General features: G+C 69.8%; 22 protein-coding genes. 8 read left to right on the top strand and 14 right to left on the bottom strand.

Going from position 1 to position 20,964, the window contains the following annotated elements; all coding sequences use genetic code 11:
• Positions 1–159 precede the first annotated feature (159 nt).
• Positions 160–615: a hypothetical protein gene (locus OG542_RS22215; protein ID WP_328413250.1), complete on the top strand. Its 456-nt coding sequence runs from the start codon at positions 160–162 to the stop codon at positions 613–615.
• A gap of 101 nt (positions 616–716) precedes the next feature.
• Positions 717–1,448 (top strand): nucleotidyltransferase family protein, encoded by a 732-nt coding sequence (locus tag OG542_RS22210; protein ID WP_311126384.1) that lies wholly within the window; start codon positions 717–719, stop codon positions 1,446–1,448.
• A gap of 79 nt (positions 1,449–1,527) precedes the next feature.
• On the opposite strand, the gene OG542_RS22205 is transcribed toward OG542_RS22210, so the two are convergent.
• The 6 genes from OG542_RS22205 to OG542_RS22180 form a co-directional block, all read right to left on the bottom strand.
• The gene (locus tag OG542_RS22205; RefSeq protein ID WP_328413248.1) at positions 1,528–3,216 is read right to left on the bottom strand and encodes a DoxX family protein; all 1,689 of its coding nucleotides are present in this window, start codon (positions 3,214–3,216) and stop codon (positions 1,528–1,530) included.
• A gap of 128 nt (positions 3,217–3,344) precedes the next feature.
• Positions 3,345–4,280, bottom strand: coding sequence for a 23S rRNA (guanosine(2251)-2'-O)-methyltransferase RlmB (gene rlmB / locus OG542_RS22200; RefSeq protein WP_311126386.1), 936 nt, complete (start codon positions 4,278–4,280; stop codon positions 3,345–3,347).
• Between the two features lie 117 nt (positions 4,281–4,397).
• Positions 4,398–5,795 (bottom strand): cysteine--tRNA ligase, encoded by a 1,398-nt coding sequence (gene cysS / locus OG542_RS22195; protein ID WP_328413246.1) that lies wholly within the window; start codon positions 5,793–5,795, stop codon positions 4,398–4,400.
• Positions 5,796–5,922: 127 nt separating this feature from the next.
• Entirely contained in the window at positions 5,923–6,417 is a 495-nt protein-coding gene (gene ispF, locus OG542_RS22190) for a 2-C-methyl-D-erythritol 2,4-cyclodiphosphate synthase (protein ID WP_311126387.1), read from the bottom strand.
• Entirely contained in the window at positions 6,407–7,171 is a 765-nt protein-coding gene (ispD, locus tag OG542_RS22185) for a 2-C-methyl-D-erythritol 4-phosphate cytidylyltransferase (protein ID WP_311126388.1), read from the bottom strand. The genes ispF and ispD overlap by 11 nt, the downstream gene beginning before the upstream one ends.
• A gap of 287 nt (positions 7,172–7,458) precedes the next feature.
• Positions 7,459–7,941 carry a CarD family transcriptional regulator gene (locus OG542_RS22180; RefSeq protein ID WP_003953493.1) on the bottom strand — a complete coding sequence of 161 codons (483 nt, stop codon included), beginning with the start codon at positions 7,939–7,941 and terminating at the stop codon, positions 7,459–7,461.
• 600 nt (positions 7,942–8,541) lie between these two features.
• On the opposite strand from OG542_RS22180, the gene OG542_RS22175 reads away from it, so the two are divergent.
• The gene (locus OG542_RS22175; protein WP_328413243.1) at positions 8,542–9,246 is read left to right on the top strand and encodes a DUF461 domain-containing protein; all 705 of its coding nucleotides are present in this window, start codon (positions 8,542–8,544) and stop codon (positions 9,244–9,246) included.
• Positions 9,247–9,322: 76 nt separating this feature from the next.
• On the opposite strand, the gene OG542_RS22170 is transcribed toward OG542_RS22175, so the two are convergent.
• Positions 9,323–10,003: a response regulator transcription factor gene (locus OG542_RS22170; RefSeq protein WP_004929857.1), complete on the bottom strand. Its 681-nt coding sequence runs from the start codon at positions 10,001–10,003 to the stop codon at positions 9,323–9,325.
• Positions 10,000–11,343: a sensor histidine kinase gene (locus OG542_RS22165; protein WP_311126390.1), complete on the bottom strand. Its 1,344-nt coding sequence runs from the start codon at positions 11,341–11,343 to the stop codon at positions 10,000–10,002. Before OG542_RS22165 ends, OG542_RS22170 begins: the two co-directional genes overlap by 4 nt.
• A gap of 264 nt (positions 11,344–11,607) precedes the next feature.
• Between OG542_RS22165 and phoU the strand changes: the two genes are divergently transcribed.
• From phoU to OG542_RS22150, 3 genes are all read left to right on the top strand, one after another.
• On the top strand, positions 11,608–12,312 hold the full coding sequence (phoU, locus tag OG542_RS22160; protein ID WP_311126391.1) for a phosphate signaling complex protein PhoU: 705 nt from the start codon (positions 11,608–11,610) through the stop codon (positions 12,310–12,312).
• A gap of 151 nt (positions 12,313–12,463) precedes the next feature.
• Positions 12,464–12,619 carry a hypothetical protein gene (locus OG542_RS22155; protein ID WP_184599362.1) on the top strand — a complete coding sequence of 52 codons (156 nt, stop codon included), beginning with the start codon at positions 12,464–12,466 and terminating at the stop codon, positions 12,617–12,619.
• 149 nt (positions 12,620–12,768) lie between these two features.
• Complete coding sequence (locus OG542_RS22150; RefSeq protein ID WP_193479694.1) at positions 12,769–13,020, top strand: SCO4226 family nickel-binding protein; 252 nt, start codon at positions 12,769–12,771, stop codon at positions 13,018–13,020.
• 32 nt (positions 13,021–13,052) lie between these two features.
• Here OG542_RS22150 and OG542_RS22145 read toward each other — a convergent pair whose 3' ends face one another.
• Positions 13,053–14,348, bottom strand: coding sequence for a serine hydrolase domain-containing protein (locus OG542_RS22145; RefSeq protein ID WP_328413240.1), 1,296 nt, complete (start codon positions 14,346–14,348; stop codon positions 13,053–13,055).
• Between the two features lie 57 nt (positions 14,349–14,405).
• Complete coding sequence (locus OG542_RS22140) at positions 14,406–15,692, bottom strand: MDR family MFS transporter (protein ID WP_328413238.1); 1,287 nt, start codon at positions 15,690–15,692, stop codon at positions 14,406–14,408.
• Positions 15,693–15,881: 189 nt separating this feature from the next.
• Between OG542_RS22140 and OG542_RS22135 the strand changes: the two genes are divergently transcribed.
• Positions 15,882–16,643, top strand: a complete 762-nt coding sequence (locus OG542_RS22135) for a phosphoglyceromutase (protein WP_328340375.1) — start codon at positions 15,882–15,884, stop codon at positions 16,641–16,643.
• An 81-nt stretch (positions 16,644–16,724) separates the two neighbouring features.
• Here OG542_RS22135 and OG542_RS22130 read toward each other — a convergent pair whose 3' ends face one another.
• Both OG542_RS22130 and OG542_RS22125 read right to left on the bottom strand, forming a co-directional pair.
• A complete protein-coding gene (locus OG542_RS22130) occupies positions 16,725–17,261 on the bottom strand; it encodes a DUF6415 family natural product biosynthesis protein (protein ID WP_328413236.1) in 537 nt (178 codons plus the stop codon).
• Positions 17,258–17,791: a hypothetical protein gene (locus OG542_RS22125; protein ID WP_328413234.1), complete on the bottom strand. Its 534-nt coding sequence runs from the start codon at positions 17,789–17,791 to the stop codon at positions 17,258–17,260. Before OG542_RS22125 ends, OG542_RS22130 begins: the two co-directional genes overlap by 4 nt.
• A 135-nt stretch (positions 17,792–17,926) precedes the next feature.
• On the opposite strand from OG542_RS22125, the gene OG542_RS22120 reads away from it, so the two are divergent.
• On the top strand, positions 17,927–19,174 hold the full coding sequence (locus tag OG542_RS22120) for a helix-turn-helix domain-containing protein (protein ID WP_328413232.1): 1,248 nt from the start codon (positions 17,927–17,929) through the stop codon (positions 19,172–19,174).
• A 135-nt stretch (positions 19,175–19,309) separates the two neighbouring features.
• Here the strand turns inward: OG542_RS22120 and OG542_RS22115 are convergent, their stop codons facing one another.
• The gene (locus OG542_RS22115; protein ID WP_328413230.1) at positions 19,310–19,786 is read right to left on the bottom strand and encodes a hypothetical protein; all 477 of its coding nucleotides are present in this window, start codon (positions 19,784–19,786) and stop codon (positions 19,310–19,312) included.
• On the bottom strand, positions 19,783–20,316 hold the full coding sequence (locus OG542_RS22110) for a hypothetical protein (protein WP_328413228.1): 534 nt from the start codon (positions 20,314–20,316) through the stop codon (positions 19,783–19,785). Before OG542_RS22110 ends, OG542_RS22115 begins: the two co-directional genes overlap by 4 nt.
• Positions 20,317–20,964: the final 648 nt, after the last annotated feature.

The raw sequence follows: 20,964 nt of genomic DNA, 5'->3' as shown, positions 1-20,964 counted from the left end.
GAGCGCTGCGGGGCCTTTCTCGTTGTCGACAAATACCCCGGCAGACCGGACGTTTCGAGCAGTGTGCGTCAACCCCTTACCCAAAAGAGGGCCCTCTCTCATCCCCCGAACCGGTGACTAAATGTCTACAAACCATTACCCCGCGCTACCCTCACACGCGTGAAGCACTCCATTACCAAACAGACGCGACGCGGCCGGGGCCCCGCCCGGCGAATCGGCCGCACCCTCGCTTTCGTCCTGCCCGTCGTCCTGGTGCTCTCCGGGACCCTCGCGGTGAGCCGAGTCAACTGGTCGGGGGGCTCCTCCGACCCGGTGCTCACCGCAGCGGACACCGCCACGTCCGCCGGCACCTCGCGTGCCGCCAAGCGTGCCCCGCAGGACGTCCTGCGCGACAAGCTGCTGACCGAACTGCAGGAGGAGAACCCGGGCGTCGCCCTCACCCACCTCCAGCAGGCCGTCCACGACCGCCCGTCGCTGGCCCGGCACTGCGCCTCCCTCGCCCGCGCCCTCGGCCAGGCCGCCGTCCGGGTCTACGGCCCGACGCGCGCCCAGTCCTACGCCCGCCCGGTCTGCGACACCGCCTTCGCCACAGGCGTCGCCGCCGCGCACAGCTGAGCACACCGCCCTGCCAACGGGTGGGAAGTCGATAACGGCAGGCGTGGGAACCCCTCGTCCGCCGCATTCCCCGGGCGGGACGCCCCGTACAGTTCGGTCTCATGACCGATCCGAGCGCCGCGTCCCGCCCCGTTCAAGCCGTCGTTCTGGCCGGCGGCCAGGGCTCCCGGCTGCGTCCGTACACCGACGACCGGCCCAAGCCGATGGTCGAGATCCCCGGGACGGGGACGCCGATCATCGGCCATCAGCTGTCCTGGCTCGCCGAGGAGGGCGTGACGGACGTGGTGGTCTCCTGCGGCCACCTCGCCGAGGTCCTGCAGACGTGGCTGGACACGGCCGATCTGCCCGTCTCCGTCACCACGGTCGTGGAGTCGGAGCCCCTCGGCCGCGGCGGCGGCCTAAAGTACGCCGCGGATCGTCTTCCCCACCCGGACCAGCCCTGGTACGCGACGAACGGCGACATCTGGACCCGGTTCTCGCTGCGTGACATGGCGGACTTCCACGCCGAGCGGGACGCGATCGCGACGCTCGCCCTGGCCCGGCCCCGCCTGCCGTGGGGCGCGGTGAAGACGGACGGCTTTGGCCACATCACCGACTTCATCGAGGCCCCGCCGTCGACCTTCGAGATCAACGCGGGTGTCTACGTCTTCTCCCCCGAGTTCGCGGATCTGCTGCCGCAGCGGGGGGACCATGAGCGTACGACGTTCCCTCGCCTGGCCCGGGAGCAGCGTCTGGCCGGGTTCACGATCCCCCAGGGGTCCTACTGGCGTGCCATCGACACGGCGAAGGACCTGACGGAGGCGGCGAAGGAGCTGGCCGCTACGGGCCGTTGAGAACGCGCCCAGGAGACAGGAGAGGGCCCCTCACCGTGACGGTGAGGGGCCCTCTCCTGTCTCCTGCTTCGGTGGCCGGCTAGCCCAGCAAGCCGCCCACCAGGCCCGGCTGGCCCGAGGAGGAGCCGTCGCCGGTGCCGCCGGTCGAACCGGAGCCGCCCGTCGCGGAGCCGCCGGACGTGGGGCCGGAGGTCGTGCTCGGTGCCTGGTCGGCCGGGGAGGACTGCCGGGGCGGGGCCTGGCCCGCGCTGCCCTGGGTCTGGCTGGGCGAACCGCCGGTGACGGTGCCGCTGCCCCGGGTGGCGTCCGGCCGGGTCGTGGTGCCCGCGCTGGGGCTGGCAGAGCCGGCCGTGGCGCCCTGGGTGGGCGACGTGGAGGCCGACGGGGTCCTCTTTTCCTGCCGCTTGCCGGGTTCGCCCGGGAGCGGGGAGCCCGGCAGCTCGTTGCGCGGGGCCTCGCCGGGGCCGGGAACGACGACCCGGTCGGCGTCGCGGACGGCGCCACCGAGCAGCGAGCCGACGAGCAGGGTGAGTCCGGCGGTGATGGCGGTGACGAGGGCGCCGCGGCGCAGCACGTAGCTGCGCAGGTCCCAGATGTCGGCGCGGGGCCCGAGGCGGCGCCAGGCGCTGCCGGCCAGCCGGCCGTCGACGGAGTAGACGGGGGCGCCGGCGATGATCAGCGGGGACCAGGCGGCGAGGTAGATGATGTCGGGGGTCTCGTAGGCGGGGACGCTCTTCCAGCTGACGGTGACGAGCAGCGCGGCCGAGAGCAGGGCGCCGAAGGCGGCGGCGACGCGCTGCCAGCAGCCCAGGACCGTCAGGACACCGACGATGACCTGGGCGAAGGCGATGACCAGCCCGGAGCCGACCGGGTGCTGCAGGGCGAACTGGCGCAGGGGCTCGGCGACTTCCCAGGGGTGCAGGGTGTTGAGCCACGTGACCATGGAGCCGCGCTTGCCGCCGTCGAAGTAGACGGGGTCGCACAGCTTGCCCATGCCGGCGTAGATGGAGATGAAGCCGAGGAACACGCGCAGCGGGAGCAGGACGACGCCGAGGTTCATCCGGCGGCCCGGATAGTAGGCGTGCCGCGCCGGGTCCTCGCCGTGGCGCCGGGAGGCCCGCCCGGTCTCCTCCGCGTCGGCGGTGAGGTCCTCGAAGTCCTCTTCCGCGTAGGCGGGTTCGTCGTAGGCGCTGCCGGCGGTGCGCATGGGGGGCAGCAGCCGGGTGCCGTCGGAGTGGGTGCGCTGGGGGCCGACGACGGGTGTCTCCACCGTCTGGTCGAGGTCGTCCTGGTATCCGGTGCCGTAGCCGTCGCCCTGGTATCCGGTGCCGCCGTAGCCCGTGTTCCCGTGGCCGGTGGCCGGGCGGGAGATGACCTGGGTGGCTCCGGCGTCTGAGGCGGGCTCCTCGGTGTGGCGGATGCTTTCGTGCCGCACGGCCTGGAGGAGCCGGTGGGCGCCGGTGTCGTCGGGCGCGGATCTGCCGCTCCAGACGACGGGCCGGCGGCGGGCGGTGGCCCCGTCCGTCCCGCCCCCGGCGGTGGCGACGGGGATGCGGGCGGTGTCCTCGCTGGCGGTCAGGTGCCGTGCGACCCGTGGGGACTGGACGCGACGCGTCGAGACGCCCAACTGCACGCGGAAACTCGCGTGATTGACGATGACCTGCGCCGGGTCGCTCGGCACCTTCACCATGCTCAGCGCGGGAGCGTCGTCGAGTCCAGACGAGCGGTCCCCCGTGGGAGTGCGGGGTGTTCTGGTGTCCACACTCATCTAACCGAGTGACGTCGCGATAGGACACTGCTTTGACCGGCCGGATCTGTCCGGACCCCGTCAAGCTTGCCCTTGTCGCCCCGACACCTCCGGAATTACCCCGTACGGGTGAAGTTCCGGATGCCTGTTCAGCGACGCCGGCGCGCCGCCTCGTACAGCACGATCCCCGCCGCCACACCGGCGTTGAGCGACTCGGTACCGCCCGGCATGGGGATCCGCACCCGGTAGTCGCACGTCTCGCCGACCAGCCGGCCCAGCCCCTTGCCCTCGCTGCCGACGACGATGGCGACGGGCCCGCCCAGGGCTTCCAGCTCGCCGAGTTCGACCTCACCGTCGGCGGCGAGGCCGACGACCACGATGCCGGCCTTCTTGTACGCCTCCAGCGCGCGCGTCAGGTTGGTGGCGCGGGCGACGGGCGTACGGGCGGCCGCACCGGCGGACGTCTTCCAGGCACCCGCCGTCATCCCGGCGGCCCGCCGCTCGGGTACGACGACGCCGTGCCCGCCGAAGGCCGAGACGGACCGGACGACCGCGCCGAGGTTGCGCGGGTCGGTCACCCCGTCGAGCGCGACGATCAGCGGGTCCACGCCCTCGTCGGCGGCGGCGCGGGCGAGGTCCTCGGGGTGGGCGTACTCGTACGGCGGGACCTGGAGCACCAGCCCCTGGTGGTTCAGCCCGTTCGTCATCCGGTCGAGCTCGGGGCGCGGCGCCTCCATGAGGTTGATGCCCCCGCGCTCGGCGGCGAGTTGCAGGGCCTCGCGCACCCGCTCGTCGCTGTCGATGAACTGCTGCACATACAGCGTGGAGGCCGGCACGCCCTCGCGCAGCGCCTCGACGACGGAGTTGCGCCCGACGACGAGTTCGGAGGTGCCCTTGGCGCGCGGGCCCTTGGTGCGGCTCTGGGCGCGGCGCGACTTGGCCTGGGCGGCGCGCTGCTTGGCGTGCCCCTTACGCGCCTCGGCGGGCGGCGTCGGCCCCTTGCCTTCCAGGCCCCGGCGCCGCTTGCCGCCACTGCCGACCTGCGCGCCCTTCTTGCCGGACATGCGGCGGTTGTTCGCGGCCATGAGCTACCCGTCTCCGTGAAAGTTGATTCGTACGTACGTCTGTGTACGTCTGTTACGTCTCTGCAGTGTGCCGCCCGGAGGCCCGGGCGGCACAGTCGATCAGCCGTGGGCCTTGTCTCAGCGGGGGCCGAGGCTCCAGCGCGGACCCTGCGGACCGTCCTCGATGACCAGACCGGACTGCCCCAGCTGGTCGCGGATGGCGTCCGCGGTGGGCCAGTCCTTGCGGGCCCGGGCGGCCTCCCGCTGGTCGAGGACCATGCGCACGAGCGTGTCGACCACGCCGTGCAGGTCTTCGCCGCGGTCACCCTCCCCGGCCCACTGGGGGTCCAGCGGGTCGAGGCCGAGGACGCCGAGCATCGAGCGGACCTCGGCGAGCCGGGCCACGGCGGCTTCCTTGTCGTCGGCGGCCAGCGCGCTGTTGCCCTGCCGGACGGTGGTGTGCACCACGGCCAGCGCCTGGGGCACGCCCAGGTCGTCGTCCATGGCCTCGGCGAAGGCGAGCGGCACCTCGGCGGAGGGCTCGACGACGCCGGCCTTCTCCACCACGCGCTGCACGAAGCCCTCGATCCGCGCGAACGCCGACTCGGCCTCGCGCAGCGCCTCCTCGCTGTACTCGATCATCGAGCGGTAGTGCGGGGTGCCGAGGTAGTAGCGCAGCACGATGGGCCGCCAGCGCTTGACCATCTCGCTGACCAGGACCGAGTTGCCGAGCGACTTGGACATCTTCTCGCCGCTCATGGTGACCCAGGCGTTGTGCACCCAGTACCGCGCGAATTCGTCGCCGTAGGCCTTGGCCTGGGCGATCTCGTTCTCGTGGTGCGGGAAGACCAGGTCGAGGCCGCCGCCGTGGATGTCGAAGGCGGCGCCGAGGTACTTGTGCGCCATCGCCGAGCACTCCAGGTGCCAGCCCGGGCGGCCGCGGCCCCAGGGCGTCTCCCAGCTGGGCTCCCCCGGTTTCACCGCTTTCCACATGGCGAAGTCACGCGGGTCGCGCTTGCCGGTCTCGCCGGCGCCGGACGGCTGCTGGAGGTTGTCCAGCTCCTGGTTGGACAGCTCCAGGTACCCCGGGAAGGAGCGCACGTCGAAGTAGACGTTGCCGTCGGCCTCGTAGGCGTGTCCGCGCTCGATGAGGCCGCGCATCATCTCGACCATCTCGGTGATGTGGCCCGTGGCACGCGGCTCGTAGGTCGGCGGCCGGCAGCCGAGGGCGTGGTAGCCGTCGTTGAACGCGCGCTCGTTCTCGTAGCCGATGGCCCACCAGGGGCGGTTCTGGTCGGCCGACTTGGCGATGATCTTGTCGTCGATGTCGGTGACGTTCCGTACGAACGTGACGTCGTAGCCGCGGTACTCGAACCAGCGGCGCATGATGTCGAAGTTCAGCCCGGACCGGATGTGCCCGATGTGCGGGGCGGCCTGCACGGTGGCACCACACAGGTAGATCGAGACGCAACCCGGCTGGAGCGGGGTGAAGTCACGGATCTGCCGGGCGCTGGTGTCGTACAGGCGAATAGTCACGACACCAGGGTAGTAGGCCGTGGGGTATGTACGGCACCGTTCTCGGGTGCGGGTGGGTGGGCTTGTCGCGCCCACGCGGCGGAGCCGCACATCAGGCACAGCCCCGCGCCCCTCATAGCCGGACCAGTCATCCCCGCTTCACCACCAGGGCCGTTGCCACCGCCATGAGGCCCTCGTCGCGTCCCGGGAAGCCGAGGCCGTCCGTGGTCGCGCCCGACACGGAGACCGGCGCTCCCGCCGCCTCCGACAGGATCTTCTGCGCCTCGTCCCGCCGCTTGCCGATCTTCGGCCTCGGGCCCACGACCTGCACCGCGATGTTGCCGATACGGAAGCCGGACTCGCGGACGATGCGGGCCGCCTCCGTCAGCAGGGCGACCCCCGACGCGCCGGACCACTCGGGCCGGCCCGTGCCGAAGTGCTGGCCGAGGTCGCCCAGGCCCGCCGCGGAGAAGAGGGCGTTGCAGGCGGCGTGGGCGACGACGTCCGCGTCGGAGTGGCCCGCGAGGCCCGGCCCCTGGCCCTCCCACTTCAGGCCGGCGCACCACAGCTCGCGGCCCTCTTCGAAGGCGTGGATGTCGGTGCCGATACCGACCTGGGGCAGCACTGGTTCGTCAGAAGCCATCGTTGAGCCTCCTGCGGGCCAGGACCGCCTCCGCGAGGACCAGGTCCAGGGGCCGGGTCACCTTGAAGGCCTCCTCGTGCCCGGGCACGGCCACGACCGTCAGGCCGAGCCGCTCGACCATCCCGGCGTCGTCGGTGACCTCGCCGGTCACCGTCTCGTGCGCCCTGACCAGCGTGGCCCGGTCGAAGCCCTGCGGGGTCTGCACCGCGCGCAGCAGCGCGCGCTCCGGCGTGGCGACGACCGGCTCCGGCTCGCCCGGGGCCCGGGCGGGCTCGACCTGCTTGACGGTGTCGGCGAGCGGCAGCGCCGGGACCACGGCCGGGGCGCCGTCCCGTACGGCCTCGATCACGGCGTCGACGGTGTCCACCGGTACCAGCGGGCGGGCCGCGTCGTGCACCAGGACGATGTCGTGGCCGGACGGCAGCGCGTCCAGGCCGAGCTTCACGGACTCCTGGCGGGTCTGCCCGCCGGGGACGACGAGGAAGTCCGTCCGCTCGGGCAGCGCGTACGCGTCGAGCAGCGACCTGACCTCGGCGGCACCGTCGGGCGGGGCCACGACGACGACCAGGGAGACGGCACGGGAGGCGGCCAGCGCGCGGACCGCGTGGATGAGCATGGGGGTGCCGCTCAGTGCGCGGAGCGCCTTGGGGGCGCCCGGGCCCAGCCGTACACCGCGGCCGGCGGCCGGGATCACTGCCGCCGTACGGGCTGCCGCGGGGGCGGCCGGCGGCGAAGGGCGTGATTCGTCAGACATCGGTTCCTGTCAGGTTTGTGTGCTGGCCTGGCGTGGGTATGGCCTGGAGGAGTGCCGGGCGCGACGCGCTCGACCGGACCCTTCCGTGACGCTGGTCGAGCCGGCTGCCCGGGCCCGGCACGCCAAGCAACCGGGGCGTGAGTGATAACACATCCCGGGGGTGACGGTGCACCGGCATCCGAGTACGAACATGCCGCAGCGCCCGGCGACAGGAAATTCGTCATCGGGCACCGCGGCATTTCGATGTGCAGCGTTGATCAGCAGAGTGCTGAGCGACGGGCTTCGCCTCAGGAGGCGAGTACCTCGTCGAGCAGGGCCTCGGCCTTGTCCTCGTTGGTGTTCTCCGCGAGGGCGAGTTCGCTCACCAGAATCTGGCGGGCCTTGGCGAGCATGCGCTTCTCGCCTGCGGAGAGTCCGCGCTCGCGCTCACGACGCCACAGGTCACGCACCACTTCCGCGACCTTGATGACATCGCCGGAGGCGAGCTTCTCCAGGTTTGCCTTGTATCGACGGGACCAGTTCGTGGGCTCCTCGGCGTACGGCGCGCGCAGCACCTCGAAGACCCGGTCCAGCCCGTCCTGACCGACCACATCACGCACGCCGACGAACTCCGCATTGTCCGCTGGCACACGTACCGTCAGGTCGCCCTGGGCGACCTTCAGCACCAAGTAGGTCTTGTCCACGCCTTTGATCTGGCGAGTTTCGATAGCCTCGATCAGCGCGGCCCCGTGATGGGGATAGACCACGGTGTCGCCAACCTTGAACGTCATGTGACAGGTACCCCTTCCGTGGCTATCCAGGGTAACACGGAAACTGCGGGTTCTGAATGGCGTTTTCGCAGGTCAGGGCATATCTCGGGGCTTGACAAGTCCGACAGGAACGTGCTTCGCCCAGGGGATGGAAGAAGGTATTCGCAGGTGGGAGCGGCTGTCCGGGGTGAGCGAAACGCGTACGTTACACGTATCCGAACCCCCCTCCAGACGGCCGAACATCCCGATATGTCCCGTTCCGTATGATCGACTTCCGCTACTCCGTTCGGAGGCCCGAGCCGGGTTCCGGTCGAATCCGAAATTGATCACGAGGCCTCCGGGCGGGCCGTCGGTGATCAATTCCGAGGTGGCCCGCGCATTCCTTCACGGAAATCTTGCGGTACTGCCCGGGGCTCTTATGTGAATGCCTGACGAGCACTCCGCCAATGTGACCCAGGAGTCACATGTGATGCTGGAGTCAGTTGTGACGCAGGTGCGATCAGAGGTCCCGGGGGGTCGGGTGCGGCCGTGCGGGAACGGCTCGGTAACCTGAGGCCTGCTGACACACACTTAGGGCGGCTTTATCGGCCGCTCTGCTCGAGTCAAGGAGTTGCCGCCGCCGTGAGCAGCAGCCTTCGACGTGGCGCCCTCGCCGCTGCCGCCGTCGCGTTCTCGATCGCCTCGCTCGCCGCGTGCGGCGCCGGCAACAACGCCCAGACACTGGAGATCAAGCCGGACAACGCGGCGACCAGCGTCGGCGACATCAAGATCCAGAACGCCGTGGTGATCACCCAGCCCGACCTGGAGTCGACCGGCCCGGCCGCGATCTCCGCGACCTTCTTCAACTCCGGCAAGACCGCCGAGACGCTGGAGTCCATCACCCTCCCCGGCACCGGCAAGACCGCCGAGCTCAAGCCCGCCAAGGGAGGCAGCCTCAGCATCCCGGCCGGCGGCTCGCTGATCCTCGGCGGCAAGGACAACGCCACCGCCAGCCTGCCGAGCAGCCGCGAGGCCGTCCAGGACGGCAACGCCCAGAAGGTCACCTTCACCTTCAGCAAGACCGGTGATGTGAGCCTGCGCGCGTTCGTCGTCCCCGCCAAGCACTACTTCACCGAGTGGGGCCCGACGGAGGTCCCGGCCGCGCCGGGCGCGTCGGGGGCCCCGTCCGGTTCGCCGTCGGGTACGCCGGCCGAGGGCGAGTCGGGCTCGCCGGCCGGCACGGAGAGCCCCGCCGGCGGTGAGACCCCGGGTGGTCAGGAGTCGCCGGCCACACCGACCGACGCGGCTTCGGCGAGCGCGACGGGCGGCGCGGGCGCCGGGCACTGACCGGCCGTAGCAGTCGTAGAAGGGGCGGGACCTCCTCGAGGTCCCGCCCCTTCTGTTTCCGTCGTCTGCCGTCGGCTTACGGCTCGAACTTGTAGCCGAGGCCGCGGACCGTCACCAGGTAGCGCGGGGCGCCCGGGTCCGGCTCGATCTTGGCGCGCAGGCGCTTGACGTGGACGTCGAGGGTCTTGGTGTCACCGACGTAGTCGGCACCCCAGACCCGGTCGATGAGCTGCATGCGGGTCAGGACGCGCCCGGCGTTGCGCAGCAGCATCTCCAGCAGGTCGAACTCCTTGAGCGGCAGGTCGACCTTGGTGCCGCCGACGGTGACCACGTGGCGGTCGACGTCCATGCGGACCGGGCCGGCCTCCAGCGCGGCCGGGGTGACCTCCTCGGGCTCGCCGCGGCGGCGCAGCACGGCCCGGATACGAGCGACCAGCTCGCGCGAGGAGAACGGCTTGGTGACATAGTCATCGGCTCCTATCTCCAGGCCGACGACCTTGTCGATCTCGCTGTCCTTGGCGGTCACCATGATGACGGGGACGTTGGAGCGGCCGCGCAGCTGGCGGCAGACTTCGGTGCCCGGCAGGCCGGGCAGCATCAGGTCGAGGAGGACGAGGTCGGCGCCGTTGCGCTCGAACTCGTCGAGTCCGTCGGGGCCCGTGGTCGCGACCGCGACCTCGAAGCCCTCCTTGCGGAGCATGTACGACAGGGCGTCGGAGAAGGACTCCTCGTCCTCGACGACGAGCACTCGGGTCACGGAAGGACCTCCGGGGCAGGAAGCGTTTCGTACGCGGTTGATTCGGGGGATGTGGGGGTGGACCGCCCGGCCTCCTCGTCGAGGCCCGCGCCTCCTGCGCGTTCATCTCGGGCGGGCTGCTGATGTGCGCGGTCGCGGGCCGCACCGGCCTCCGGCAGCCGCAGGGTGAAGGTGGAGCCCTGGTTCTCGGCACTCCACACGGAGACCTCCCCGCCGTGCGAGGCGGCCACGTGCTTCACGATCGCCAGCCCCAGTCCCGTACCGCCGGTGGCACGGGAGCGAGCGGGGTCGACGCGGTAGAAGCGCTCGAAGATGCGCTCCTTGTCCTTGTCGGAGATGCCGATGCCCTGGTCGGTGACGGCGATCTCGATGTGCTCCCCGCCGGACGCGTTCACCCTGCGGGCGGCTATGCCGACGCGGGTACGGGCGGGCGAGTAGTTGACCGCGTTCTCGACGAGGTTGCCGAGCGCGGCGGCGAGCTGACCGCGGTTTCCCCATACGCGCAGGTCGGCGGTATCGCCCGCCCGTCGCCCGCCGCCACCCTGATCGGGCCCTTCGGGCGCCCACACATTCGAGGCCATGTTGATCTGTTTGGCGCCGGCCTGGTGCCGGCAGCGGTCGATGGCCTCGGCGACGAGTTCGTCGACACGGACCGGCTCGGCGTCCTCCAGCGGATCGTCGTTCTGCACCCGCGACAGGTCGATGAGCTCCTGCACCAGGCTGGTCAGCCGGGTGGCCTCGATCTGCATGCGCCCGGCGAACCGCTCCACGGCCTCGGGGTCGTCGGAGGCGTCCATGACGGCCTCGGAAAGCAGGGAGAGGGCACCGACCGGAGTCTTCAGCTCGTGGCTCACGTTGGCGACGAAGTCGCGCCGGACCGCCTCGATCCGGCGGGCCTCGGTGAGGTCCTCGACGAGCAGCAGCACCAGCCGGGAGCCGAGCGGCGCGACCCGCGCGGAGACGGCAAGGGCCTCACCGCGTCCGGTACCGCGCCGCGGCAGGTCCAGCTCCACCTGGCGTATCTCCCCGTCGCGCCTGGTGTCCCGGGCCATCTGCAGCATCGGCTCGACGGCGAGCTTGCCGCCGCGGACCAGCCCGAGGGCGTACGCCGCCGAGCTCGCCTTGACCACGGCGTCCGCCTCGTCGAGTACGACGGCGGAGGACCTGAGGACCGACAGGACGGTGTCCACGCCCGGCGGAAGCACCGGGTCCGTGTGCAGGGAGGTACGCGTGGGGCGCTTCTGCTCACGCTCGCTCCACCGGAACGCCAGCATGGCGATGACACCGGTGAGCACTCCGGCGATCGCTGCCACTGCGGCGACTGCCGCGTTCACGTCCATGCACCCAGGTTAGGCATGGCTCGGGCACGGGCCACAGCCGTCGGAGTGCGACCTCGAACACTCGTCGCCCAGAGTTCACCTTGGAGCCAGTATTGGTTCATTTGGGATGACGGAAACGGACGCGTACAGGCCGGAACGTGGGAGCGTGGGGTTCGGACCGTTGGTTATACGACGGTCGTACCGCCGGTCGTTCGGTGGGCCCCGGCCTGTTCGCTGGGCCCCGGCCCATGAACCCCCGACACAGACGCACGAGAGGGAAGCCTGATGCGGGACGCGTACCACGAGGAACTGGACTCGATCAGCGACAGTCTGGTGGAAATGGCCCGGCTGGTCGGATCGGCGATCGGGCGCGCCACCACCGCCATGCTCGACTCCGACCTGAAGCTGGCCGAGAACGTCATCGAGGCCGACCAGAAGGTCGACGAGCTGCAGCACGACCTGGAGGCCCGGGCCATAGCCCTGCTGGCACGGCAGCAGCCGGTGGCGACGGACCTGCGCATCGTCGTCACGTCGCTGCGCATGTCGGCCGACCTGGAGCGCTCGGGCGACCTCGCCCAGCACGTGGCGAAGCTCGCACGCCTGCGCTACCCGGACCGCGCGGTCCCGAGCGACCTGCACGCCACCATCCTGGAGATGGGCCAGCTCGCCCAGCGCCTGATGGCCAAGGCCGCCGAGGTGATCATCACCAAGGACGTCGACCTGGCGCTCCAGCTGGAGCAGGACGACGACGAGATGGACCTGCTGCACCGCACCCTCTTCCAGCACCTGATGGACGACCGCTGGAAGCACGGCATCGAGACGGCCGTGGACGTCACGCTGCTGGGCCGTTACTACGAGCGGTTCGCCGACCACGCGGTCTCGGTCGCCAAGCGCGTGGTGTACCTGGTGACGGGCGAGCACGCCGACGAGCTCCAGACGGACGTGCAGCCGGAGATCCAGGCGGTGACGACGGAGGCGGAGAGCGCCTGAGCGCGGCGGAGTGGGCGTGGGCCAGGGGTGGGGGCCCCTCTGGGGGCGGGTGAGGACCGGCCGGGGCGTGCACAAAGCCTCAGTGCGCCGTTGATGCGCCCAGCGGAACGGGCATCCAATGGGCACAGGCACCAGCCTCGAGGAGGAACCCATGGCCGATTCCCCCAGCACCACGCCCGACCCCACGCAGGAGCGCGAGACCGAGCAGCCCGCCGAGATCAGGAACCTGACCCTGATCGCCGCGTGCGGCTGCGGCTCGGGCTGCGGCTGCGGGTGCCAGTCGGGCAGCCCCTGCCAGTGCGGCTGACGCCGGCACATGGTTCGTACGACCCGTAGGGCTCCGGCGGTTGCCGGGGCCCTACGGCGTTTTGATCACCGTCGGCCACGGGGTCGCCGCCCTGTCCGTACAGGCGGAGCATGGAGGTGGAAGGTACGTATCGAAGGAGGCGCGTGGCCATGGCGAAGTTCATGGATGTCCACCACAGCATGAAGGGCATTACGGAAGAGCAACTGCGCGAGGCCCACAACGCGGACCTCGCCATAGAGGGGGACGAGCGCGTCCACTTCGAGGCGGCCTGGGCGGACCCGGAGTCCGGCCTGGTGTACTGCCTCTCCGAGGCGCCCTCGGCCGAAGCCATCCAGCGCATTCACGAGCGCGCCGGGCACAAGGCCGACGAGATCCATCCGGTGCCGCTGTCGGTTCAGTGAGATGAGGTGAGGTGAGCGGCCGGTCGCCGTTCTCAGGGGACACTCCGGCAGAACTCGGTCTCGACGGCGGCGTCCTCCAGTCGCTGCTCGCCCCAGTCGCCGTTGCGGTTCATGGTCATGACCTGCCGGCCGTCCGCCGAGGCGAGGGTGCGGGTCGCGGAGCCGGGGATCATGCCGCCGTGGCCCCAGGCCCAGCAGCCCTCCGCCAGCTTGAAGTGCCGTAGGCCGAGTCCGTAGACGTCCTGCGGACCGCCGTGCCCCTTGTCCCCGTCGACGGGGACGGCGTCGAGCAGCTGCCGCTGCTGTTTGGGCGGCAGCAGCTCACCGGCCAGCAGCCTGGACAGGAAGGTGTTCACATCGCCGACGGTCGAGATCATCTGCCCCGCGGAGAAGGCGACCGTGGGACTGAACTCGGTGACGTCGCGCACCTTCGCCCGCGGCCCGTCCTCGAAGAGCGTGGAGTAGTGCCGCGCGTGGGGTGAGGGCAGTCGGGGCGAGATGCCCGGCACGCTCGTGCCGCGCAGGTTGAGGGGCCGTATGACGAGGCGCTCGACCTCGTGCGCGTAACTGCGGCCGGTGGCCTTCTCTACGACCATCCCGGCGAGGACGTAGTTGGTGTCCGAGTAGTCCCACTTGCCGGGGCGGCCGGGCCTGCTGCCCTGCTCCGGCTGGAAGTTCGGCGGGTGGGCGAGCGCGATGTCCACGAGGTCTTCCGGGGACCATCTGACGTGCCTGTTCCGGTCGAACTCGTCGCCCGCGTACGTGGCCCGGAAGCCGGCGTCCATGTTGTAGTCGAAGATCCCGCTCGTGTGGTTGAGCAGGTGCCGCACGGTGATGTGATCGGGCCGGTACCTCTTCTGGTGCCTCTTCTCGTGCCTCTTCCCCTGCCCCTTGTCGTGCCCCTTGCCGTGCACCACACCCGGCAGCCACTTGGCCACGCTGTCGTCCAGCGACAGCTTCCCCTCGGCTTCAAGCTTCAGGAGCACGGTGGCGGTGAAGGTCTTGGTCACGCTGGCGATACGGAACCTCTCGTGGGTGCTCCGCGGCTGCTCGGAACCGAGCTTTCGGACACCGGCCCGCCCGTCCCACACGCCGTGCCGGTCGCGCACCTGGGCGATGACGCCGGGGGTGCCCTGGGCGGCGATCTCGTTCAGCACGGCCTGGGTTTTCTGGTGTGTTGCGTGGCCCTTCACCGGTAATCGGGGCGGAGGGGGATGGGACGGGCCGGCCAGGGCGGTGGTGGCGACGGCGAGCGTGGTAAGGCCGGCAATGCCGGCGAGGCCGGTGAGGAGGAGGCGTGACGACTTCTGCTGTCCGTGGTGGGCCATGGAAACAGCTCATCAAGCGCCGTGTCCGCCCACCATCGGGAACATCCCGGAACGGCATCAGGGGCCGGACGCGGAACCCTCCGGGACCTGCCCTAGGGCCTCCGGGGCGGGCTCCCCCTGTTTCTCCTCCGTCGTCTCTTCCGGGAGTCGCCGCATCAACGCCCCGTATCCCAGCCCGGCCACCGTCCCGACCACCGCGCACAGCCCCCACAGCCACTCCGCCCCGACCCGGTCGATGACGAAGCCGGACAGCAGCGGGGCGACGAGGGCGGCGACGGACCAGGACATCGTGTACATGCCCTGGTAGCGGCCGCGTCCGTGCAGCGGGGACAGCCGGACGACCAGGCCGGTCTGCGTCGGGGCGTTGACGATCTCGGCCAGCGTCCACACGCACACTGTGAGGGCGAAGGCCCCGACCGATCCGGCGAAGGCGGTGAGCCCGAAGCCGTACCCCGCGAGGAGCGAGGAGAGGACGAGCAGCCGACGGGGGTCGCGGTGCTCGATGAACCGGGTGACAGGGATCTGCAGGACGACGATCAGTACGCCGTTGACGGCGATCGCCATGCCGTACTCGGCCGGCGTGAACCCGGCCTCACCCATGGCCACCGGCAGCCCCACCGACCCCTGCTGGAAGATCAGCGCGACGAGGAAGGACAGCCCGACGACGCTCATGAAGCGCCCGTCGCGCAGCACGGTGCCGAGGCTGACGGAGTCGTCCCGGTCCGCCTTCGCGCTCACCGTCTCGGCCGGTTTCGATTCCGGCAGCCTCAGGAAGACGAGGATCGCGCAGGCCATCGTCATACCGGCCTCGATCAGGAACCCGGCGCGATAGCTGACCTCGGCGATGAACCCCGCGGCCATGGAGGACACGGCGAAGCCGAGGTTGATGGCCCAGTAGTTCAAGGAGAAGGCGCGGATACGGTCCTCGGGCCGCACGATGTCCGCCATCATCGCCTGCACGGCCGGCCGGGAGGCGTTGCTCGCCATGCCGACGAGGAAGGCGACTCCGGCGATCGCGACCGGATCGCGCACGAACCCGAGGAGCGCGACGGACACCGCGGTCGAGGCCTGGGCGATGAGGAGCGTCGGCCGCCGGCCCAGCCGGTCGGTCATCACACCGCCGCCCAGCGAGGAGATCACACCGCCGAGCCCGTGCAGGGCGGCGACCAGACCGGCGTACGTGGCGGAGTAGCCGCGGTCGAGCGTCAGGTACAGCGCCATGAAGGTGGCGACGAATGCGCCGAGCCGGTTGACGAGCGTGCTGGTCCACAGCCACCAGAACTCACGGGGCAGCCCCGAGACGGTCTCCTGGACGGCACGTCTGACGCGGACGGCGTACGGCATGGACTCCCCCGGATATGAGTGGCGCATGTAGGTGGGCGCCTATAGGCGGGCGCATGTAAGTGGCGCCTATGGGAGTCACAAATTACGATCGGCTGCTTGACGGTGGCCACTCAATTAGCAGATCCGGTCAAGCGTCCGCCTGCCGGGCAGTCACGCGAACGGGCGAATGCGTGGATTACGCTCTGGGGCATGGCCGACGCACCGTACAAGCTGATCCTCCTCCGCCACGGCGAGAGCGAGTGGAACGAGAAGAACCTGTTCACCGGCTGGGTGGACGTCAACCTCACCGCGAAGGGCGAGAAGGAGGCGACGCGCGGCGGCGAGCTGCTCAAGGACGCCGGCCTGCTCCCCGACGTCGTGCACACGTCCCTCCAGAAGCGCGCCATCCGCACGGCGCAGCTCTCCCTGGAGTCCGCCGACCGCCTCTGGATCCCGGTCCACCGCAGCTGGCGCCTGAACGAGCGCCACTACGGCGCCCTGCAGGGCAAGGACAAGGCGCAGACGCTCGCCGAGTTCGGCGAGGAGCAGTTCATGCTGTGGCGCCGGTCCTACGACACCCCGCCCCCGGCGCTGGACGTCGACGCCGAGTACTCCCAGTTCTCCGACCCGCGCTACGCGACCCTCCCGCCGGAGCTGCGCCCGCAGACGGAGTGCCTCAAGGACGTCGTCAACCGCATGCTCCCGTACTGGTTCGACGCGATCGTCCCGGACCTGCTGACGGGCAAGACGGTCCTGGTCGCGGCCCACGGAAACTCGCTGCGCGCCCTGGTCAAGCACCTGGACGGCATCTCCGACGAGAACATCGCGGGCCTCAACATCCCGACGGGCATCCCGCTGTCCTACGAACTCGACGCGGACTTCACGCCGGTGAAGCCCGGGGGGACGTACCTGGACCCGGAGGCGGCTGCGGCGGCTATTGAGGCGGTCAAGAACCAGGGGAAGAAGAAGTAACTCGACGCCCCTTAGGCCCCCGTCCCGCGATTTGTTCACGGGGCGGGGGCCTTTTGGTGGGGGTGGGTCGTCTCTGGGCCGTCAGAGGCCGCTTCCGAGGACACGGCTGCGCCGGGCCTGCCGATACTCCTCGTAGAGCCGGTCCCCGGTCACGCAGCTGCCGACGGCCTCGCCGTTGTCATCCACGATCCGACAGTCCCGGCACCCGGAGCAATGCAGCAGCATGCGCAGGTAGGCGGCTCGCTCGGGGGCGTTCGGGCACTGGTGGTCCTCGTTCTCGTAGTGGCCGCAAAGCCTGCGGACGGAACGGGCGAGGCGTTGCGCGTGCGCGACCCGGGCGGACAGGCTGCGACCGGGCTGGGCACTCAGCTGCAACCGCGCCTCCCCGACGCAGAACAGCGCACAGACCCTCGCCACACTCTCCTCGGACAGAGCCAGCACAGCCGACTCAACCTCTGGAACGGCCAGCATGAGGTGTCCGTGCAACTGGAGCGTGAGCGTCTCCAGCTTTTCTGGAGACGGCACCTCAGCGTTGTTCGCGAGGAGCCGGTCCGCGCTGGCGCGCATGGTCTCGAGGTCCAGCGGCGGCGCGGCCTTGCTCACGGGCGGCACGGTCATGGCTCGTCCTCGTCACCGATGCAGCGACCCGCCATCGCGAGAGCCAGCACGTCGACCGCCATGCCCAGCCGCCCGGGCCGGAGGAGGGGCACGGCCCAGTAGGACGCCCGCGTCTGCTCATCGAATGCGGTGCGGTCGGCTCGTGGCACTCCGAGGTACGTGCCCTCACCCAGGCACTCCGCGGCCGGCGCGCACCACGTCTGTGCGGTGCCGGGCGGTACGAGGGCGTAGTAACGGCGGAAGCCCGGATCGCGAATGACCGGGGCACCGCTGAGGCACCGGGCCAGCCGATCGCTCACCGTGTCCCGATCGGCGCTCGCGACCGCCCGGTGCACGACCCGCTCAGGCAGACGAACCGCCTCGAAGACTCTTCCCAACGGAATCACGGCGAGCTTCGCGGCACCGTTCCACTCTCTACGCGCGGTGTCCGGTGACGGATGGGCCGATGCCAGCCACCGCTCGACCGTCCCGCAGCCCGGCGAACCCGCGGGGGATGGGCAGGACACCCCCGGGAATCTAATCTCTGTCATGTCGGCGCTCCTCACCAGCGTTGGCCACGCCCCGGGACCGGTCGCACGGTCGCCGGGGTCCTTGCAGGAAGACCCTTGCGCCAGACGCCGATTGATCCCATCCCAAGCCCCATAGGAGCGCCCTATATTGGAGCTATGGGGGAATTCCGCACGGACCTCTGGTCTCATCCCGCACTCGCCTCAGCGGTCACCGACGGAGACTGGGGCCAGGTCTTCCGCACCTACCGCAAGCTCACCGGCCTGAGCCAGACCAAGCTCGGCGAACTCGTCGGCCTGGTCCAACCCGACGTCTCCGACATCGAACGCGGACGGCGCCGAGTGACCTCGCTCGAAGTACGGCAGCGCATCACGGCCGGGCTCGATATCCCACCGCTCCTGCACACTCCATCGGAGCACCCGAAGACGGCACCGGTCCCCGCGCTCTCCCTAGCCGGCCCAGGCCCCGACGAAGACCTCCTGGCCCGCGTCACGAGCGTCGTCGACACGACGCACCGCGTGGACGCCCCCACCCTGGACTGGCTGGACCGCCTGCTCGCCGAACACCGCCGCGCAGAGGACGTGATCGGCTCCCGCCCCCTCGTCGAAGTGATGCGCCGACAACTCCACACCGTCGTCGACCTCTATGCCGCCGCCCGCGGCCCACTCGCCGACCGCGTCGTCCGCCTCGCCTCCGAACACGCCCAATTCCTCGCCTGGATGGCCCAGGACCAAGGCCAGACGGCCGCCGCACTGGCCTGGTACGACCGCAGCCACGAATGGGCCCTGGAAGCCGGCGACGCCAACATGGCCGCGACCACCCTCAGCATGAAGGCCCACATGGCCTGGTCCGGCGGACGCGGCACCCGCTGCGTACGACTGGCCGAAGCCGCCCGCTGGTCCGCCCCCGGCACATCCCTCGGCGTCCAGGGCATGGCCGCCCAGATGACCGCCCGCGGCCACGCCCTCAACGGCGACGCCGACGACGCCGAACGCCACCTGGACGACGCACAGACCCTCATCAGCCAGGCCGCCGAACACCCCGAGGACGAGCCCCCGTGGATGTACTTCTACGGCGAAACCTGGTTCACCCTCCAACGAGGCATGGCCGCACTGCACCTACGGAACTGGCAGACAGCCATCGCCCACCTCACCACCGGCCTGAACGCCCTGCCGGACGACTACCGACGCGACAGGACCTGGTACCAGGCCTGCCTCGCCCACGCTTTCGCCGGCGCCGGTGAAGCAGCACAGGCACTCGCGGTTGCCACGACGGCCGTTCCCGACGCCTCAGCTGTCGGCCGCCCTCACGCATGGAACGAACTCCACACCACTGCCGCCGTTCTCTTACGACACAGAGCCAGAGAAGGACACCAACTGGTCGCCGCACTACGAGAACACGACTGAACGGACCCCGCCACGCACTGAGTTACAACCTTCTCCACTGGCTTCAAGGCGGCTCGCTCCGCTCCCCGCGCGCGGCCCCGCCCCCGGCCGCGCACACAGGAATGAGCCGCCCCACGCCAGAGAGCGACTAGCTTCTCACTTGTCCGTGCCCCGGGGCTTTGGCCTGCCAGCGGGATCTGCTTCCTCTTCCTGTTCCCACTCGGCCCGGGAAGCGCGTCGCGCCGGATGCTCTCGGCGGCCCCTCATCGCCGCGCTTGCCCTTCTTGCACGGCCCGCCCCTTCGTGCTCTCCGAACCCTCCTTCCTCTGCCTCGTCCTCCTCCTCGTATTCGTCAAGCTCCTCCTCTCCTTCCTCGTATTCGTCAGGCTCCTCCTCGTAATCTGCTAGCTCTTCTTCCTCACCCCGCCGATATTCGCTAGTTTGCTTGCTGGCTAGCCTTTCCTCGATAACTGCGCGAATTTCCGCAACTGCAGCTTGCAGATCTTCCGAAAATTCCGACCCTTCGGGCTCCACTTCCGGCCCCGTGTCGTTCCTCCCCTCACGCCATCCCACATAAATCGTCAATGCCGAGAGGAAAGCCCCGAAGGAAATCAAAACAATAATAAACGTCATGGGAGTCGACCGCCGTCCGCAGCCAGCCAAACTGCATAAGTGCCCCACCCGGCGGTGCATATAAATATCAATATGGTCACCGCGACTTGGCCGGATGTCGGCGGTCCGACGTGGTTACCCACTCTCGCGCTGTAGCCCAGGCTGGCGAAGCCCCACACGATGCTCACCATCACAGTCATTGCACGAGCCAGCGGACGAGGATGCCGCTCATTGATTCCACATAGCAGGTCGGTAACCCCGCCAATCATGATGACAATTCCGGCCAGCAGAAACTCCGTGCCACCAAGTACCTCTGCCGCCTGTTTCCCTCCGGCACCGGTAATCAAAGGCCAGCAGGCCGCCGTAGCGGAAAGCACCGTCACCCCCATCGTCCAGAAATATACCCTGACCATCGGCGGTGTCGGAGAGCCAAGTCTTCTTACCAGCGCAGACCGTTGAATCCCTCGCGTGATTCCCAAAAATTGCTTCACGCCCCACCAGTCGCGGAATCTCGTGCCCATAATCGCCCGCCCAAGCCGGATGCGCTTCATCACCCACGGTACGGCGACATAGTGTTGATCGCGATCTGTGGTGCAGGTCTCTTCGACCGCCGCCGCGCGTAGTTGGTCAGCGGATCCGCCGTCGTAGCTGACTGTCGTCTTCGAGGCTCAGCCTCCCAAGACTGAGCCTCAGCCGACGGTTTTCCGGAGCACACGCATCGTGCCATTCGCGTGCCAGATCCTGCGGGGAAACACACGGAACAATGGGGACGCGCCACGAGCATGACCCCTACGCCTACCCGCCGGAGGTCAGCGCAGCATCTGCCGCCACAAAACGCGAGCTTCACAAGCTGGAGGACTCAAGCACAGTTGTCACGGGCCGGCCGTCGTGGCTTGCTCTGGTCGACGGCATGTCATCGTGGCTGAGGCCGGTGGGGGTGCAACGAGGCATACGCGTGCGTGGTCGGTCGGCGCGCCCGCCGTCGTGGCCGACTGTCGTCAGTTGAGGCTCAGACGGGCGGCATCGAGGGTGCCAGCCGTAAGTCGAGTGCGGCAAAGCTGGGCCGTCTGTGGGCCGTCCGAGGCGATCAACAGTGGCCAATGACGACCAACGACGACCACCAGGCCCATGGCCCCACCGCCTCTGACCAGCAAAAACCCAGCTCACCAAGATCCCCGGCAACACCCAGGGGAAGAAGA

It is taken from the genome of Streptomyces violaceus (genome assembly GCF_036014075.1).
Taxonomy (GTDB): Bacteria; Actinomycetota; Actinomycetes; order Streptomycetales; family Streptomycetaceae; genus Streptomyces; species Streptomyces violaceus.
The sequence above is the reverse complement of the archived record's forward strand: the minus strand, read 5'-3'. Positions and strand labels throughout refer to the sequence as shown.

What these genes read in the sequence shown, in the direction of transcription:
- OG542_RS22210 (WP_311126384.1), top strand. Translation starts at nt 717, where the DNA reads ATGACCGATCCGAGCGCCGCGTCCCGCCCCGTTCAAGCCGTCGTTCTG.
- OG542_RS22205 (WP_328413248.1), bottom strand. Translation starts at nt 3,216, where the DNA reads ATGAGTGTGGACACCAGAACACCCCGCACTCCCACGGGGGACCGCTCG.
- rlmB (WP_311126386.1), bottom strand. Translation starts at nt 4,280, where the DNA reads ATGGCCGCGAACAACCGCCGCATGTCCGGCAAGAAGGGCGCGCAGGTC.
- ispF (WP_311126387.1), bottom strand. Translation starts at nt 6,417, where the DNA reads ATGGCTTCTGACGAACCAGTGCTGCCCCAGGTCGGTATCGGCACCGAC.
- ispD (WP_311126388.1), bottom strand. Translation starts at nt 7,171, where the DNA reads ATGTCTGACGAATCACGCCCTTCGCCGCCGGCCGCCCCCGCGGCAGCC.
- OG542_RS22180 (WP_003953493.1), bottom strand. Translation starts at nt 7,941, where the DNA reads ATGACGTTCAAGGTTGGCGACACCGTGGTCTATCCCCATCACGGGGCC.
- OG542_RS22165 (WP_311126390.1), bottom strand. Translation starts at nt 11,343, where the DNA reads ATGGACGTGAACGCGGCAGTCGCCGCAGTGGCAGCGATCGCCGGAGTG.
- phoU (WP_311126391.1), top strand. Translation starts at nt 11,608, where the DNA reads ATGCGGGACGCGTACCACGAGGAACTGGACTCGATCAGCGACAGTCTG.
- OG542_RS22155 (WP_184599362.1), top strand. Translation starts at nt 12,464, where the DNA reads ATGGCCGATTCCCCCAGCACCACGCCCGACCCCACGCAGGAGCGCGAG.
- OG542_RS22150 (WP_193479694.1), top strand. Translation starts at nt 12,769, where the DNA reads ATGGCGAAGTTCATGGATGTCCACCACAGCATGAAGGGCATTACGGAA.
- OG542_RS22145 (WP_328413240.1), bottom strand. Translation starts at nt 14,348, where the DNA reads ATGGCCCACCACGGACAGCAGAAGTCGTCACGCCTCCTCCTCACCGGC.
- OG542_RS22140 (WP_328413238.1), bottom strand. Translation starts at nt 15,692, where the DNA reads ATGCCGTACGCCGTCCGCGTCAGACGTGCCGTCCAGGAGACCGTCTCG.
- OG542_RS22135 (WP_328340375.1), top strand. Translation starts at nt 15,882, where the DNA reads ATGGCCGACGCACCGTACAAGCTGATCCTCCTCCGCCACGGCGAGAGC.
- OG542_RS22130 (WP_328413236.1), bottom strand. Translation starts at nt 17,261, where the DNA reads ATGACCGTGCCGCCCGTGAGCAAGGCCGCGCCGCCGCTGGACCTCGAG.
- OG542_RS22125 (WP_328413234.1), bottom strand. Translation starts at nt 17,791, where the DNA reads ATGACAGAGATTAGATTCCCGGGGGTGTCCTGCCCATCCCCCGCGGGT.
- OG542_RS22120 (WP_328413232.1), top strand. Translation starts at nt 17,927, where the DNA reads ATGGGGGAATTCCGCACGGACCTCTGGTCTCATCCCGCACTCGCCTCA.
- OG542_RS22115 (WP_328413230.1), bottom strand. Translation starts at nt 19,786, where the DNA reads ATGACGTTTATTATTGTTTTGATTTCCTTCGGGGCTTTCCTCTCGGCA.
- OG542_RS22110 (WP_328413228.1), bottom strand. Translation starts at nt 20,316, where the DNA reads ATGAAGCGCATCCGGCTTGGGCGGGCGATTATGGGCACGAGATTCCGC.